The organism is Streptomyces sp. NPDC054765 (genome assembly GCF_053612065.1).
The window spans coordinates 151,724-167,112 of the sequence record NZ_JBSHBP010000007.1; the positions used below are offsets into that span (position 1 = coordinate 151,724).

At 71.6% G+C, this 15,389-nt stretch carries 12 protein-coding genes; 7 read left to right on the forward strand and 5 right to left on the reverse strand.

Going from position 1 to position 15,389, the window contains the following annotated elements; translation table 11 throughout:
* Positions 1–33 precede the first annotated feature (33 nt).
* The 5 genes from ACWGJY_RS07460 (at position 34) to ACWGJY_RS07480 (ending at position 5,222) form a co-directional block, all read left to right on the forward strand.
* Positions 34–693, forward strand: a complete 660-nt coding sequence (locus ACWGJY_RS07460; protein ID WP_453259823.1) for a hypothetical protein — start codon at positions 34–36, stop codon at positions 691–693.
* A 99-nt stretch (positions 694–792) separates the two neighbouring features.
* Positions 793–1,641: a thioredoxin domain-containing protein gene (locus ACWGJY_RS07465; protein WP_453259824.1), complete on the forward strand. Its 849-nt coding sequence runs from the start codon at positions 793–795 to the stop codon at positions 1,639–1,641.
* Between the two features lie 121 nt (positions 1,642–1,762).
* Positions 1,763–2,509: a hypothetical protein gene (locus ACWGJY_RS07470; protein WP_453259825.1), complete on the forward strand. Its 747-nt coding sequence runs from the start codon at positions 1,763–1,765 to the stop codon at positions 2,507–2,509.
* Between the two features lie 40 nt (positions 2,510–2,549).
* Positions 2,550–3,488, forward strand: coding sequence for a thioredoxin domain-containing protein (locus ACWGJY_RS07475; RefSeq protein ID WP_453259826.1), 939 nt, complete (start codon positions 2,550–2,552; stop codon positions 3,486–3,488).
* A 90-nt stretch (positions 3,489–3,578) separates the two neighbouring features.
* On the forward strand, positions 3,579–5,222 hold the full coding sequence (locus ACWGJY_RS07480; protein WP_453259827.1) for an alkaline phosphatase D family protein: 1,644 nt from the start codon (positions 3,579–3,581) through the stop codon (positions 5,220–5,222).
* A gap of 65 nt (positions 5,223–5,287) precedes the next feature.
* On the opposite strand, the gene ACWGJY_RS07485 is transcribed toward ACWGJY_RS07480, so the two are convergent.
* Complete coding sequence (locus tag ACWGJY_RS07485; protein ID WP_453259851.1) at positions 5,288–5,911, reverse strand: dienelactone hydrolase family protein; 624 nt, start codon at positions 5,909–5,911, stop codon at positions 5,288–5,290.
* A gap of 106 nt (positions 5,912–6,017) precedes the next feature.
* Here ACWGJY_RS07485 and ACWGJY_RS07490 point away from each other — a divergent pair, with 106 nt between their 5' ends.
* A complete protein-coding gene (locus tag ACWGJY_RS07490; protein ID WP_453259852.1) occupies positions 6,018–7,109 on the forward strand; it encodes a mechanosensitive ion channel family protein in 1,092 nt (363 codons plus the stop codon).
* A gap of 30 nt (positions 7,110–7,139) precedes the next feature.
* Here ACWGJY_RS07490 and ACWGJY_RS07495 read toward each other — a convergent pair whose 3' ends face one another.
* From ACWGJY_RS07495 to ACWGJY_RS07510, 4 genes are all read right to left on the reverse strand, one after another.
* A complete protein-coding gene (locus tag ACWGJY_RS07495; RefSeq protein ID WP_453259828.1) occupies positions 7,140–8,735 on the reverse strand; it encodes a Na+/H+ antiporter in 1,596 nt (531 codons plus the stop codon).
* A 102-nt stretch (positions 8,736–8,837) separates the two neighbouring features.
* Positions 8,838–9,779 (reverse strand): RluA family pseudouridine synthase, encoded by a 942-nt coding sequence (locus ACWGJY_RS07500; protein ID WP_453259829.1) that lies wholly within the window; start codon positions 9,777–9,779, stop codon positions 8,838–8,840.
* Between the two features lie 117 nt (positions 9,780–9,896).
* Complete coding sequence (lspA, locus tag ACWGJY_RS07505; protein ID WP_453259830.1) at positions 9,897–10,499, reverse strand: signal peptidase II; 603 nt, start codon at positions 10,497–10,499, stop codon at positions 9,897–9,899.
* A gap of 120 nt (positions 10,500–10,619) precedes the next feature.
* Entirely contained in the window at positions 10,620–11,423 is an 804-nt protein-coding gene (locus ACWGJY_RS07510; protein WP_453259831.1) for a TraR/DksA family transcriptional regulator, read from the reverse strand.
* A 672-nt stretch (positions 11,424–12,095) separates the two neighbouring features.
* Between ACWGJY_RS07510 and ileS the strand changes: the two genes are divergently transcribed.
* Entirely contained in the window at positions 12,096–15,233 is a 3,138-nt protein-coding gene (gene ileS / locus ACWGJY_RS07515) for an isoleucine--tRNA ligase (protein ID WP_453259832.1), read from the forward strand.
* Positions 15,234–15,389: the final 156 nt, after the last annotated feature.

Consider the following 15,389-nt stretch of genomic DNA (forward strand, 5'->3'; position numbering starts at 1 on the left):
CGCTTATCCCGGCCCATGGCACACTCGGCTGCAATGGACATCTCGGCGGCACACCTGCGGGCACTGCGCGCGGCGTTCTTCACGGCGCTGTGCGTGACGCTGTCCTCGGCGTCCCATGTGCTGCTGTCCCGTATGCCGCTGCCGCCGGCCACCGTCGCCGCGCTCTGTGCCGCCGTCTTCACCCTCGCGTATGCGCTGGCCGGCCAGGAGCGCGGCTTCTGGCGGATCGCGGCCCTCCTGGTCCCCCTGGAGCTGGCCGCCGATCTGGTCTTCAGCCTGGGGCAGCACACCTGTTACGGACAGGCCGGCGGCCCGGTCGCCGGCCCGCTGCACTCGCTGGGCGTGGATCTGCTGTGCGGGGGCGGCCCGGTCGGTGCACCGCTGGCGCGGCTGTCCCCGGACGGTGCCGCGCCCGTGACCACCTGGCTCGTGCTGCTCGCGGCCCATGTGGGCGTCGGGCTGCTGGCGGCGGGCTGGCTGCGCCGCGGCGAGACCGCGCTGCGCCGGCTGCTGGGCGCGGTGGCCGGCTTCGCCTTCCGCCCGCTGCTGATCGCCGTCGCGGTCGTCGGCACCGCCCTCGCGCCCCGCCGGCCGGTGCCCGCCCGTCTGCGGTCCGGGCCCGTTGCCCGCACCGTCCCCCTGCTCGTGCACTGTGTCGTACGCCGTGGGCCGCCCTGCGCGCTCGCTGCGTGAGCCTTCGGCCACGCGGCCCGCGTACGCCCGAAGTACGTGCGTACGCCCGAGACCGCATCTCTCTCCCGTCCCACGGATATCCACGGAGCAGGAACAGTCATGAGCAACCGCAACAACCAGGCCAACAAGCAGGCAGCCCGCGAGCGGCTGCGCGCCGAGCGTGAGCGGCAGGCGAAGAAGGACCGGATCCGCCGGCAGCTGATCGTCGGCGGTGCGATCGTCGGCGTCCTGGCGATAGCCGGCGGCATCGGGGTGGCGGTCGCCGGCATGGGCGGCGACAGCTCCGCCGGCAGCAGCGGGGGCACCGACTGGGCGAAGGCCGCCAAGGCCACGCTGGTCAAGCCCGCCCACACCTCCGGCGCCAACGGCACCACGGTCGTCGTCGGCAAGAAGGACGCCAAGAACACCCTGAACCTCTTCGAGGACCCGCGCTGCCCCGGCTGTGCGGCCTTCGAGCAGACCGTCGGGGCCACCGTCGAGAAGGACATCAACGACGGCAAGTACAAGGCGTCCTACCACCTGGGCACGTTCCTCGACGCCAACCTCAAGGGCACCGGCTCCAAGAACGCGCTGAGCGCCCTGGGCGCCGCCCTCGACGTCAGCCCGGACGCCTTCTTGAAGTACAAGTACGCGCTGTACTCGAAGCAGTACCACCCGGACGAGACCGGCCCGGACAAGTTCGCCGACGACAGCTACCTGATCAAGGTCGCCGACACCATCCCGGCGCTCAAGGGCAACGCGGCCTTCCAGAAGGCCGTCACGTCGGGCACGTACGACCGGTGGGCGCTGGAGATGTCCAAGGCCTTCAGCGCGGTCAAGGACGTCACCAGCACCCCGACGATCAAGCTGAACGACACGGTGCTGGGCACGGACAGCCCGCAGGGCAAGGTGGCACCGTCCAGCGTGGCCGCCTTCAACTCCATGGTCGCCAAGGCGCTGAAGAGCTGACACCGGTGCCCCGCCCCCGGGCCGTGCCGCATCCCGCGCCTCTCGGCCGCCGTGCTCCGCGCACGCGGCCGATGCCGAATCTTGACCCGGGCTCATGCCGTTCACATGGCAGACTCCCGGCATGCAGGCGACGGGAGTGCGCCCCGCGGCCCGGCCGGCGGGCGTACCGGGGGTTCAGCTCAGGGCGGTGCGGGCGGCGCTGTTCTCCGCCCTGTGCACCACCCTGTCCACGGCCTCCCATGTGCTGCTCTCCCACGCCCCGTTACCGCCCGCTCCGGTTGCCGCGATCTGCGCCGGCATCTTCGCCGCGGCCTATGTCCTGACCGGCCGGGAGCGCGGCTTCGCCGCCGTCGCCGCGCTCCTGGTGCCGCTGGAGCTGGCCGCCGACACCGTCTTCACCGCCGGGCAGCACACCTGTTACGGGCCGGCCGGCGGCCCGGTCACCGGCCCGCTGCACTCGGTCGGCGTCGATCTGCTGTGCCGCACCGGCGAGTGGGGCACCCCGCTGGCCCGGGTGGCCGCCCCTCCGGTCTCGCCGCTGCCGCCGGCCGTGCCGGCGGCGGCCCCCTGGCTGCTGCTCGCCGCCCATGTCGCGGTCGGCCTGCTCGCCGCCGGCTGGCTGCACCGCGGCGATGCCGCCCTTGATGCCCTGCTGCGCGCCGCCGCGGCCGGCGCCTTCCGCCCGCTGCGTACCGCGGTCGCGGTGGCCACCGCCGCGCTCACCCCGCCCCGCCGGCGGATCCGCCCGCTGCACCCGCTGCCGCCGGCCCGCCCGCTCCCCCTCCTCCTGCACTGCGTACGGCGCCGCGGCCCTCCCCCGTTGCCGCACGGGCACGGACGGTGCGCCCACCGTCCGGCCGCCGCCTGACCAGCACGCAGAAGCCAGCACACCCTTGAGGGGGAACCCCATGAGCAACCGCACCAACGAGGCCGGCAAGGCCGCCGCCCGCGAACGCATCCGGGCCGAGCGGGACCGCCAGAAGAAGAAGGACAAGCTGCGCCGCCAACTGACCGCGGCAGGCGCGGTGATCGGCGTCCTGGCCGTGGCCGGCGGCATCGGCTACGCCGTGATGAAGGCCAACGAGCCCACGGGCTGGGAAGCCGCCAAGGAGGCCGAACTCGTCAAGCCCGCGCACACCCAGGGCAAGAACGGCACCGAGATCCTGATAGGTGACAAGAACGCCAAGCAGACCCTGGAGGTCTTCGAGGACGTCCGCTGCCCGGCGTGTGCGGCGTTCGAGCAGAGCAGCGGAGCGGCCCTGGCCAAGGACATCGAGGACGGCCGGTACCGGGTCCGCTTCACCATGTACACCTTCATCGACGGCGCGAGCGGCGGCGAGGGCTCGAAGAACGCGCTGAGCGCGCTCGGCGCGGCTCTGAACGTCAGCCCGGAGGCCTTCTTGAAGTACAAGTCGGCGCTGTACTCCGCCAAGTACCACCCCGACGAGCGCGAGGACCTCTACGCGAAGGACTCCGAGCTGCTCAAGGTCGCCGCCGACGTGCCGGAGCTGAAGAACGACAAGGCGTTCGCCACGGCGGTCAAGAAGGGCACCTACGACCGCTGGGCGATGGACATGACCGCGCTGTTCGGCCGCAAGGGCGTCAAGGGCACGCCCACGTTCATGCACGGCGACAAGAAGCTGGAGATGCCGCCCGTCCCGCAGCAGCAGATGACGCAGGCGCAGTACAACCAGCTCGCCCAGGCCAACTTCAAGAAGATGATCGACAAGGAGTTCGGCCCGGTGAAGGGCTCCGCGGGAGGAGACCCGGGCAAGGGCGGCAGCACGGGCGAAGGTGGCGCGAAGGGCATCCGCGAGGGCGAAAAGGACCCCTCGGGCGCGCACTGAGCACCTTTCGGACAACGGGCGGGCGAATTCTCGGGGTTACCTGGAATTCGCCCTCCCGGGCCCGCTTACCGGCCAGTAAGGTGATCGGCCGTGACCGATCATGACCAGATCTCGCGCCGCACTGCCGTCACGGCCGTAGCCGCCACCGCCGCCCTTCTGCCGTTCGCCGGCGCCGCCACCGCGCACGCCCAAGGGGCGCCCGGCCAGGGCTCGTTCTTCCAGCACGGGGTCGCCTCCGGGGACCCGCTCCCGGACGGCGTCCTGCTGTGGACCCGGGTCACACCGACCCCCGCGGCCACCCCGGGCTCCGGCCGGGGGCCGGCCACCGAGGTGAGCTGGGAGGTGGCGAGCGACAAGGACTTCGCGTCCGTCGTCGCACGGGGCGGCCTGACCACCTCGGCCGCCGCCGACCACACCGTCAAGGCGGACGTCCGCGGCCTGCACCCGGCCACCCACTACTACTACCGCTTCACCGTCGGCGGACAGCACTCCCCCGTCGGCCGCACCCGCACCGCCCCCGCCCACGACGCCGCGGCCGGCAACGTCCGCTTCGGCGTGGTCTCCTGCGCCAACTGGGAGTCCGGCTACTTCTCCCCGTACCGGCATCTGGCCGCCCGTACCGAGCTGGACGCGGTGCTGCATCTCGGCGACTACCTCTACGAGTACAAGTCCGGCGAGTACCCGGACTTCACGTACGTCGTCCGCCCGCACACCCCCGCCCACGAGCTGCTGACGCTCGCCGACTACCGCATCCGGCACGGCGTCCACAAGACCGACCCGGACGCGATGGCCATGCACGCCACCCACCCGGTCATCGCCATCTGGGACGACCACGAGTTCGCCGACAACGCCTGGAAGGGCGGCGCGGTGAACCACACCCCGGAGACCGAGGGTCCCTGGTCCGTGCGGATGGCCGCCGCGAAGCAGGCCTACTTCGAGTGGATGCCGGTGCGCCCCTCGATCGCCGGCACCACCTACCGCAGACTGCGCTTCGGCACCCTCGCCGATCTGCATCTGCTGGATCTGCGGTCGTTCCGCGACGCACAGGCCAAGCCGGGCAGCGGTGCGGTCGACGACCCCGGCCGCACGATCACCGGCCGGGCCCAACTCGACTGGCTGAAGTCCGGACTGGAGCGCTCGGACACCGCCTGGCGGCTGGTCGGCACCTCGGTGATGATCTCGCAGGTCGCGTTCGGGGCCATACCGGCGAAGCTGCTCGGCCCGCTCGCCGAGATCCTCGGGGTGCCGAAGGAGGGCCTGGCCATCAACACCGACCAGTGGGACGGCTACACCGACGACCGGCACGAGCTGCTCGGCCACCTCAGCGACCGCGGCATCGACAACACCGTGTTCCTGACCGGCGACATCCACATGGCGTGGGCCAACGATGTGCCGCTCCAGGCGGCGACCTACCCCGCGACCCGGCCGGTGGCGACGGAGTTCGTGGTCACCTCCGTCACCTCCGACAACGTGGACGACTTCCTGCATGTCGCCCCGCACACGGTCTCCCTGGCCGGGGTCGCCGCCATCAAGGCCGCCAACCGGCATGTGAAATGGCTGGACATGGACTCGCACGGCTACGGGGTCCTGGACGTCAATGCCGAGCGCACTCAGATGGACTATTTCGGCATCTCCGACAAAACCGACCCGAACGCCACCAGCACACTGCTGCGCTCGTACCGCACCCGGTCCGGCACCCAGCAGATGGAGCGGGCGGACCAGCCGCTCGTCTAGGGTCCGCGGCCCGTCCCCGGGACCCGGCAGGGCCCCGCGGCCCGGCGGCTTCCCCCCTCAGCCGTTCACAGCCCGGCGAGGAAGCCCAGCGCCACCTTCCTGGTGCGCTCCGCCGCCTCCGCGTCGTAGTCGGGCAGCTCGGGATCGGTGAAGAGGTGGCCGGCGCCGGCGTAGCGGAAGACCTCTACGTCCGCGCCGGCCCGGCGCATCCGGAGATACCAGGCGTTCAGCCAGTCGTGCGGCTCGTACGGGTCCGGGTCGGCGACGTGCAGCTGCACCGGCAGGTCATCGGCGACGGTGTCCTCCGCGATGTCCGAGGTGCCGTGGAGCAGCAGCAGCCCGCGGGTCTTCTCGTCGCCCAGCGCGAGGTTCTGGGCGACCGAGCCGCCGAAGGAGAAGCCGGCGTAGACCAGTCCGCGCTCGGAGTAGGGCGCGACGGCCGTGATCGCGCGCTTGAGCAGCTCCTCCTTGCCGATCTCGTCCTTGATGAGAATGCCGTCCGGGACCGAGTCGGCGGTCCGGCCGTCGAACAGATCGGGAACGATCACCTCGTGTCCCGCGGCGCGCAGCCGGTCCGCCGCCGCGTGCACCGCGGGGCGCAGCCCGCACACCGAATGAATCAGGACAATCGTCGACAGTCCGCTGGTCGAGGACTCGGTGGAGGGCTCGGTGGAGGCCGGCACTGACATCACTTCCCTGGAGTTGGATCGCTTGGCCCCCATCGTGCCAGTTACCGTCAGGGGGACCGGCAGGAGCACACCGCGCCGCACCACAGCAAGGAGGAACCTCGTGTCCCTGGAGGCCGTGCTGCGCCCGATCGCCGTCATCGGCGGCTCGATCGTCCTCACCCTCATCCTGGTCTGGGTCACCGACCGGGCACTGCGCCGGATCGATGCCGCCCACCCGGAGACACCGCTGTGGGGGCTGCTGCGCCGCTGCCGGATACCCCTGCAAGTGGCGCTCTGCGCGGCCCTGTTGCGCGGCTCGTTCGACCAGACCGGGCTGACGTCCGCCAAGAAGCATGCGGCGGGCATCGGCCAGGCGCTGGCCCTGATCCTGATCGCGGCCGCCGCCTGGCTGGTCGTCCGGGCCGCGGCGGCGATCGTCGAGTCGTCGTACTCGCGCTATGCGGCCGGCGCCCGGGACGCGGCGCGGGTGCGGCGGGTACGGACCCAGGTGACGCTGATCCAGCGGGTGGTGACGGCCGTGGTGATCGTCGTCGCGGCCGCCTCGATGCTGCTGACGTTCCCGGAGATGCGGGCGGTCGGCACCTCGATGCTGGCGTCGGCCGGGCTGTTGGGCATCGTCGCCGGTGTCGCCGCCCAGTCCACCCTGGGCAACCTCTTCGCGGGGCTGCAGATCGCGTTCGGCGACATGGTGCGGATCGGGGACACCGTCGTGGTCGACGGCGAGTGGGGCACCGTCGAGGAGATCACGCTGACCTTTCTGACCGTACGGACCTGGGACGAGCGCCGGATCACCATGCCGGTGTCGTACTTCACCGGCAAGCCGTTCGAGAACTGGTCCCGCGGCGGTGCGCAGATGACCGGTGTGGTGCTCTTCCACCTCGACCACAGCGCACCGGTGGAGAAGATGCGCCAGCGGCTGCTGGAGATCCTCCAGGAGTGCCCGGAGTGGGACGGCAGGTCCTGGAGCCTGGTGGTCACCGACACCACCCCGTCCACGATCGTGGTGCGCGCACTGGCCACCGCCAGGGACGCGGACACCATCTGGACGGTGCGCTGCACGGTCCGCGAACGGATGCTGGAGTGGCTGCAGGCCGAGCACGCCTATGCGCTGCCGCGGATCAGCACCGCGCCGGCGCCGCCGGGCACCCCCGTACCCGGCCGGGGCGAGGAGCCGGGCGCCGGGCCCGCCCTCGGCTGAGCCCCCTGGTCCAGCCCGCCCGTCACGGCCTCACGGCGCGCCCCGCAGGCTGCGCATGTCCAGATGCCGCAGCACCCGGTCGACGATCTCCGGGTCGGCGCCCGGTTCACTGCGCGCCGCCAGTACCTCGTGCCGGGCGGCGGAGAGCATCTCGCCCTGGATGCGGTGCACCTTCTTCATCCGGGTGATGCGCTTCTCGAAGAGCTCGCGCCGCTCCTCGTCGACGATGTCCGGCGCGATCCGGGCCCCGATGTCGTGCGCGCGGCGGGCCAGCTGGTCACTGACCTCATCGGACAGCTCCTCGACCTCCAGGATCTCCTTCAGCCGCCGCTTGGACGCCTTGATCACCCGGAGCGCCAGCTCCCGCTCCAGCGCGTCCACGGCATCGGTGTCGGCGCGTACCCGCAGCCTGCGCACCAGCCAGGGCAGGGTGAGGCCCTGGACGAGGAGGGTGCTGAGCACCACCGCGAAGGCGATGAAGAGGATGTCGTCACGGGCCGGGAAGCCGTTGCCGCCGTCGATGCTGTACGGGATGGCCAGCGCCAGCGCCACCGAGGCCACCCCGCGCATCCCCGCCCACCACATGATGAGCGTCTCCCGCCAGCTCATCGGGATCTCCTCGTCGTAGTCGCGGAGCTTGTGCATCCGCCTGGCCAGCCAGGCGGCGGGCAGCAGCCACAGCAGCCGGACCCCGACGACCACCCCGACGACGGCTGCGCCGGCCCCGAGCAGCTGCCCCCAGCGGTGAGAGGCGGCCCCGAAGATGTTGTGCAGCTCCAGGCCGATCAGCCCGAAGGCGACACCGGTGACGAGGGTGTCGACGACCTCCCAGAAGGTGTAGCCGGCCAGCCGGCCCATCACATCGTCGGCGTCGACCGCGTACTCGGCCAGGAACAGCGCGCAGGTCAGCACCGCGAGCACTCCCGAGCCCCGGAAGTCCTCGGCCAGGACGTACGCGACGAACGGCACCAGCAGCGTCAGACCGATCTGCAGCGTCGGGTCATCGAGCAGCCCCATCAGCTTGTTGGTGGCCCAGCCCAGCAGCAGGCCGACCGCTATGGCGACCACCGCGGAGAGCACCAGCGAGCCGACCGCGGCGGGCACCGAGAAGGTTCCGCTGACCGCCGCGGCGAGCGCGACGTGGTAGAGCACGATGGCGGTGACGTCGTTGAACAGCCCCTCGCCCTCCAGGATCGAGACCATCCGGCGGGGCAGTCCGAGTTTGCCGGCGACGGCGGTCGCGGCCACCGGGTCGGGCGGGGCGACCAGTGCGCCGAGCACCACCGCGGCGGCCACCGGCATACCGGGCACCACCGCCTGGGCAACGGCGGCGACCGCGGCGGTGGTGGCGAAGACCAGTGCCACCGCGAGCAGGAAGATCGGCCGCAGGTTGGCGGTGAACTGCCGCCAGGAGGTGCGCTGCACCGCGGCGTAGAGCAGCGGCGGCAGCACCACCGGCAGGATGAACTCGGGCGGCACCTCGACGTTGGGCACGAACGGCAGCAGTGCCAGGACGGCACCGACGAGAGTCATCAGCACCGGTGACGGAAGCCTCAGCCGGTCGCCGACCGGAACCATGACCACGGCTCCGAGCAGCAGGACGAACATCAGAGCCAGCTGGTCCACGGTGGCGACGCTCCGGGGTCGGATCCGATCACTTTCCGACCCCAGCGTGCCACGACACCCACGGTTGCCCGCGGTGTCGGCTCCGTGGGGAAGCCCCCCGCGTCAGCTGCTCTCGTCGCGGACGGTGTCGAGGGCGTGCTGCAGATCGTCCGGGTAGGCGCTCTCGAACTCGACCCAGCGGCCGTCGGAGGGGTGCTCGAAGCCCAGCCGCATGGCGTGCAGCCACTGCCGGGTGAGACCGAGGCGCTTGCCGAGGGTGGGGTCGGCGCCGTAGGTCAGGTCACCGACACAGGGGTGGCGGTGCGCGGCCATGTGCACCCGGATCTGGTGGGTGCGGCCGGTCTCCAGCTTGATGTCGAGCAGGCTGGCCGCGCGGAACGCCTCTATCAGGTCGTAGTGCGTGACGGACGGCTTGCCCTCGGCCGTGACCGCCCACTTGTAGTCGTGCTGCGGGTGCCGGCCGATGGGGGCGTCGATGGTGCCGCTCATCGGGTCCGGGTGGCCCTGGACCAGGGCGTGGTAGCGCTTGTCGACCGTCCGCTCGCGGAACTGCTGCTTGAGCAGGGTGTAGGCGCGCTCGGACTTGGCAACCACCATCAGGCCCGAGGTGCCGACGTCGAGGCGGTGCACGATGCCCTGGCGCTCGGCGGCACCGGAGGTGGAGATACGGAAGCCGGCCGCGGCCAGGCCGCCGATGACGGTCGTTCCCGTCCAGCCGGGGCTGGGGTGTGCGGCGACGCCGACGGGCTTGACGATCACGACGATGTCATCGTCGTCATGCACGATCTCCATGCCCTCGACGGGCTCGGCGACGATCTCCACGGGCGGTGCGGCCTGCGGCATTTCGACTTCCAGCCAGGCGCCGCCGCTCACCCGCTCGGACTTCATCACCTCGGAGCCGTCGACCCGGACCTTGCCGGCGGAGGCCAGCTCGGCCGCCTTCGTACGGGAAAAGCCGAACATCCGGGCCAGCGCGGCGTCGACGCGCTCGCCCTCCAGGCCGTCCGGTACGGGCAGGGTGCGGATCTCGGGAACGGTGCTCACCCCACGAGTATGGCAGTCCCGCCAGGGTGCCCTGCCCGGCGGCCGGACCCCGGCCGCCCGCCGGCCCACACGGGGCCCGTCAGGCCCTGACCGGCCGGTCAGCCGTTGCCCGGCCGGTCAGTCCTTGTGGACGGTCCCGTCGGGGTCCAGCCCGCGGAAGGACAGGATCACGATCAGGATGCCGCCGCAGACGATCCCGGAGTCGGCGAGGTTGAAGACCGCGAAGTGCGCCGGGGCGATGAAGTCGACCACCGCGCCCTCGAAGACCCCCGGCGAGCGGAACAGCCGGTCGGTGAGATTGCCGAAGGCACCGCCGAGCAGCAGCCCCAGCGCGATCGCCCACGGCAGGCTGTAGAGCTTGCGGGCGATCCGGACGATCACCAGGATCACGACCGCCGCGATGATGGTGAGGAAGATCGTCAGCGCCTCGCCCATGCTGAACGCGGCACCGCGGTTACGGATCACGGTGAACTGCAGCAGCGTCCCGATGACCTCGATGGGCTCGTGGTGCTCCAGCTTCGCCACGACCAGGAGCTTGCTCCCCAGGTCGAGCAGGTAGACGATGAGCGCGACCACCAGCAGCGCGCCGATCCGCCGCTTACCGCGGCCGGCGCTCTGTTCCGGCTCCACCGGACCTCCCCCCTCGGAGCCCGTCGTGGGATCCGCTCCGGTACCCGGCCCGGGTTCCGGCGTGCCGGTGATGCGTTCCGCCTCTGCCACGTGTGAGTCCCTCAGCCCGTTGGTCCACGGCCGGGCCATGCCCGGCTGAACCACGAGAGTACGGCACATGCGTACGGGCGCGGGCGGTACGGGTGCCGCGCGCGACAAGTACCGGCCGCCTCAGCGGCGCTCCTGTTTCTGCTTGCACTCCACGCACAGCGTGGCGCGCGGGAAGGCCTGCATCCGCGCCTTGCCGATGGGGTTGCCGCAGTTCTCGCACAGCCCGTAGGTGCCCGCGTCCAGCCGGCCGAGGGCGCGTTCGGTCTGGTGGAGCATCTCGCGGGCGTTGGAGGCGAGCGCCAGCTCGTGTTCCCGGGTGATGTTCTTGGTGCCGGTGTCGGCCTCGTCGTCGCCGGCTCCGTCACCGGAGTCGCGCATCAGCCCGGCGATGGCGTCCTCGGCCGAGACGATCTCCAGCCGCAGCCGCGCCGTCTCCTCCATGAGTTCGGTGCGCGCCTCGGCGACCTCTTCGGGCGTCCAGGGTTCCTCACCGGGCCGTACGGCGAGTTCCCCCGGCGTCGCGGCCACCCGGGCCAGGGGCACCGCGGAGTCGTCGCCGTGCGCCGTGGCCGCCCCGGCCGCCGTCTTCTTCGCCACCACCGTCTTGGCTCCCGTCTTCTTGGCGTGCACCGCGGCCGTCCCGGCCGGAGCCTTCTTCGCGGTCTTCTTCGCCGCGGTCTTCTTCGCCGCGGTCTTCTTCGCGGCCGCCTTCGCCGGCGCCGCCTTTCCGGCCGCGGTCTTCCCGTGCGTGGTCGCCCCGGCCACCGTCTTCTTGGCGGCCGCCTTCTTCGCCGTGGCCTTCTTCGCCGTGGCCTTCTTCGGAGCGGCCTTCTTCGGAGCGGCCTTCTTCGGAGCAGGCTGCTTCGCGACGGCCTCGTCGGCAGGCGTCGTGCTCTTCTCCGCGGCGGTCTTTTTCGCCACCATGGCCGCGACCCCTTCACCTGGGTGACTTTGTTCGCGAATCGTGACGGGAACGATAAATCGCCACACGCCGCGCGGCAACGGGACGCACCGCCCCGGGGGCCCTGCGACCCCGCACGGACGTCCGGTCTGTCACGGTTGTGCCCTGTTCCCCGGCCGGTAATCCGCTCGTCGTCGCGGCACCCGCCCGCTCGCCATTCGGGTCACGGCGCGAGCCCGCACCCGGCGCGGCGGAGTGCCGGGACAGGGCACGCCGGAAGGAGGGGTTGCCGCACGGCGCCGCTGCCCGGCCCGCCCCCCCGGCCGGCGGAAATCCGGTCGGCCGCGGCCGGCCCGGCCCCGTACACTGGGCCGAGCGAGAGGCATTGACGGGACGAGTAGCGCCGTACGCAGCCAGCAGCGACCCGGGGACGGTGGAAGCCCGGGGGCGTGCACGACGTGAAGATCACCCCGGAGCCGCCGGAAGAAAGCTTTGGACAGTGGGCTCCGCCCACGGGCTTGCACAGTGGGCTCCGCCCACGGGCCGCGGGCCGCCCAAGGCGAGTAGAACCGGCAGCGCGACCCCAATGAGGGGGCGGTGCAGCAGCACCGCCAAGGAGGGTGGTACCGCGGGAGCGCAGGCTCTCGTCCCTCCGGACGGAAAACACAGCAGGTGTCCGCCGGAGGAAGCCCCCGATGAGTCCGCAGCCCCAGTACCGCCAGGTACCCGCCCAGGTAGACCTCCCTGCCCTCGAGCACGCCGTGCTCGAGTTCTGGCAGGAACAGAAGATCTTCGCCCGCACCCTCCAGCAGTCCGAGGGCCGGCCCGAGTGGGTCTTCTACGAGGGCCCCCCGACCGCCAATGGCATGCCCGGCGCGCACCACATCGAGGCGCGCGTCTTCAAGGACGTCTTCCCCCGGTTCCGCACGATGCAGGGCTACCACGTCGACCGCAAGGCCGGCTGGGACTGCCACGGCCTGCCGGTCGAGCTGGCCGTGGAGAAGGAGCTGGGCTTCAACGGCAAGAAGGACATCGAGGCGTACGGCATCGCCGAGTTCAACGCCAAGTGCCGCGAGTCGGTGACCCGCCACACCGACGCCTTCGCCGAGCTCACGACCCGCATGGGCTACTGGACCGACCTGGACGCCCCGTACCGCACCATGGACCCCGACTACATCGAGTCGGTGTGGTGGTCGCTGAAGGAGATCTTCACCAAGGGCCTGCTGGTCCAGGACCACCGCGTCGCCCCCTGGTGCCCGCGCTGCGGCACCGGCCTGTCGGACCACGAGCTGGCGCAGGGCTACGAGACCGTCGTCGACCCCTCGGTCTTCGTCCGCCTCCCGCTGACCTCCGGTCCGCTGGCCGGCCGGGCGGGGCTCCTCATCTGGACGACCACCCCCTGGACCCTGGTCTCCAACACCGCCGTCGCCGCGCACCCCGACGTCACCTATGTCGTCGCCACCGACGGCAGCGAGCAGCTGGTCGTCGCCGAGCCCCTGCTGGAGAAGGCCCTCGGCGAGGGCTGGACCGCCACCGGCGAGTCGTTCACCGGCCGCGAGATGGAGCGCTGGGCCTATGAGCGCCCCTTCGGCCTCGTGGAACTCGACGGCGCCAATATCGTCGTCAACGCCGAGTACGTCACCACCGAGGACGGCACCGGCCTGGTCCACCAGGCCCCGGCCTTCGGTGAGGACGACCTCAAGACCTGCAAGGCGTACGACCTGCCGGTGATCAACCCGGTCCGTCCGGACGGCACCTTCGAGGAAGAACTCCCCCTGGTCGGCGGCCAGTTCTTCAAGAAGGCCGACGAGGCGCTGGTCGCCGACCTCGACGCCCGCGGCCTGCTCTTCCGGCACCTCGCGTACGAGCACAGCTACCCGCACTGCTGGCGCTGCCACACCGCGCTGCTCTACTACGCCCAGCCGTCGTGGTACATCCGCACCACCGCGGTCAAGGACGCCCTGCTGCGGGAGAACGAGCACACCAACTGGTTCCCGGAGTCGGTCAAGCACGGCCGCTTCGGCGACTGGCTCAACAACAACATCGACTGGGCGCTGTCCCGCAACCGCTACTGGGGCACCCCGCTGCCCATCTGGCGCTGCGAGGAGAACCACCTCACCTGCGTCGGCTCGCTGGCCGAGCTGACCGAGCTGACCGGCACCGACCAGTCGGACCTGGACCCGCACCGCCCGTACATCGACGAGATCACCTTCGCCTGCCCGACGTGCCAGGGCACCGCGACCCGCGTCCCCGAGGTCATCGACGCCTGGTACGACTCGGGCTCGATGCCGTTCGCGCAGTGGGGCTACCCCTACCGCAACAAGGAGCTGTTCGAGAAGCGCTACCCGGCGCAGTTCATCTCCGAGGCCATCGACCAGACCCGCGGCTGGTTCTACACCCTGATGGCCGTCGGCACGCTCGTCTTCGACAAGTCCTCGTACGAAAACGTGGTCTGCCTCGGTCACATCCTCGCCGAGGACGGCCGGAAGATGTCCAAGCACCTGGGCAACATCCTCCAGCCGATCCCGCTCATGGACCAGCACGGCGCCGACGCGGTCCGCTGGTTCATGGCCGCCGGCGGCTCGCCGTGGGCCGCCCGCCGGGTGGGCCACGCCACGATCCAGGAAGTCGTCCGCAAGACGCTGCTGACGTACTGGAACACCGTCGCCTTCCAGGCGCTGTACGCCCGTACGTCGAACTGGGCGCCCTCCGCCGCCGACCCGGCCCCGGCCGGCCGGCCGCTGCTGGACCGCTGGCTGCTCGGCGAGCTGAACACCCTGGTCGAACAGGTCACCGCGGCCCTGGAGACCTACGACACCCAGCGCGCCGGCAAGCTCCTGTCCTCCTTCGTCGACGACCTCTCCAACTGGTACGTCCGCCGCTCCCGCCGCCGCTTCTGGCAGGGCGACGCGGCCGCGCTGCGCACCCTCCACGACGTCATCGAGACCATCACCCGCCTCATGGCGCCCCTCACCCCGTTCCTCACCGAGCGGGTCTGGCAGGACCTGGTCACCCCGGTCACCCCGGACGCCCCGGACTCCGTCCACCTGGCCGGCTGGCCGGCCGCCGACCGGACGTTCATCGACCCGGCGCTGTCCGGCCAGATGCAGCTGGTCCGCCGGCTGGTCGAGCTGGGCCGCGCCACCCGCGCCGAGTCGGGGGTCAAGACCCGTCAGCCGCTGTCCCGTGCGCTGGTCGCGGCGCACGGCTTCGCCGGTCTGCCCGACGACCTGCGCGCCCAGATCGCCGAGGAGCTCAACGTCAGCTCGCTGGCCTCGCTCTCGGAGGTCGGCGGCTCCCTGGTCGACACCACCGCGAAGGCGAACTTCCGTGCCCTGGGCAAGAGGTTCGGCAAGGGCGTCCAGGCGGTGGCCAAGGCCGTCGCCGCGGCCGATGCCGCGGCGCTCTCCCTCGCCCTGCGCGAGGGCACGGCGAGCGTCGAGGTCGACGGGGAGACCGTCTCGCTCGCCCCCGACGAGGTCATCATCACCGAGACCCCGCGCGAGGGCTGGTCGGTGGCCTCCGACGCGGGTGCGACGGTCGCCCTCGATCTGGAGATCACCCCGGAACTGCGCCGGGCGGGCCTGGCCCGCGACGCGATCCGGCTGATCCAGGAGGCCCGTAAGAACAGCGGCCTGGACGTCGCCGACCGGATCGCACTGCGCTGGCAGTCCACCGACGAGGAGGTGCGGACGGCGCTGACCGACCATGCCGGCCTGATCTCCGACGAGGTGCTCGCCGAGGACTTCACCCCCGGCGAGGCGGACGATTCCTACGGCACCGCGTTCACCGACGAGAGCCTGGCCCTCACGTTCCAGCTGCGCAAGGCGTAACCGCACCCGCACTCACCCCGGCGTACGAAGCCCCCCGGCGCACCCCGCACCGGGGGGCTTCGCCGTCCCCGAAGGTGGCCTCGGCCCTCCCCGGCCGCGGCCCCGGCCCCGCGGCGCACAAGTACACACAAAAGGGCCGGGCCCCGAAGGAATGTT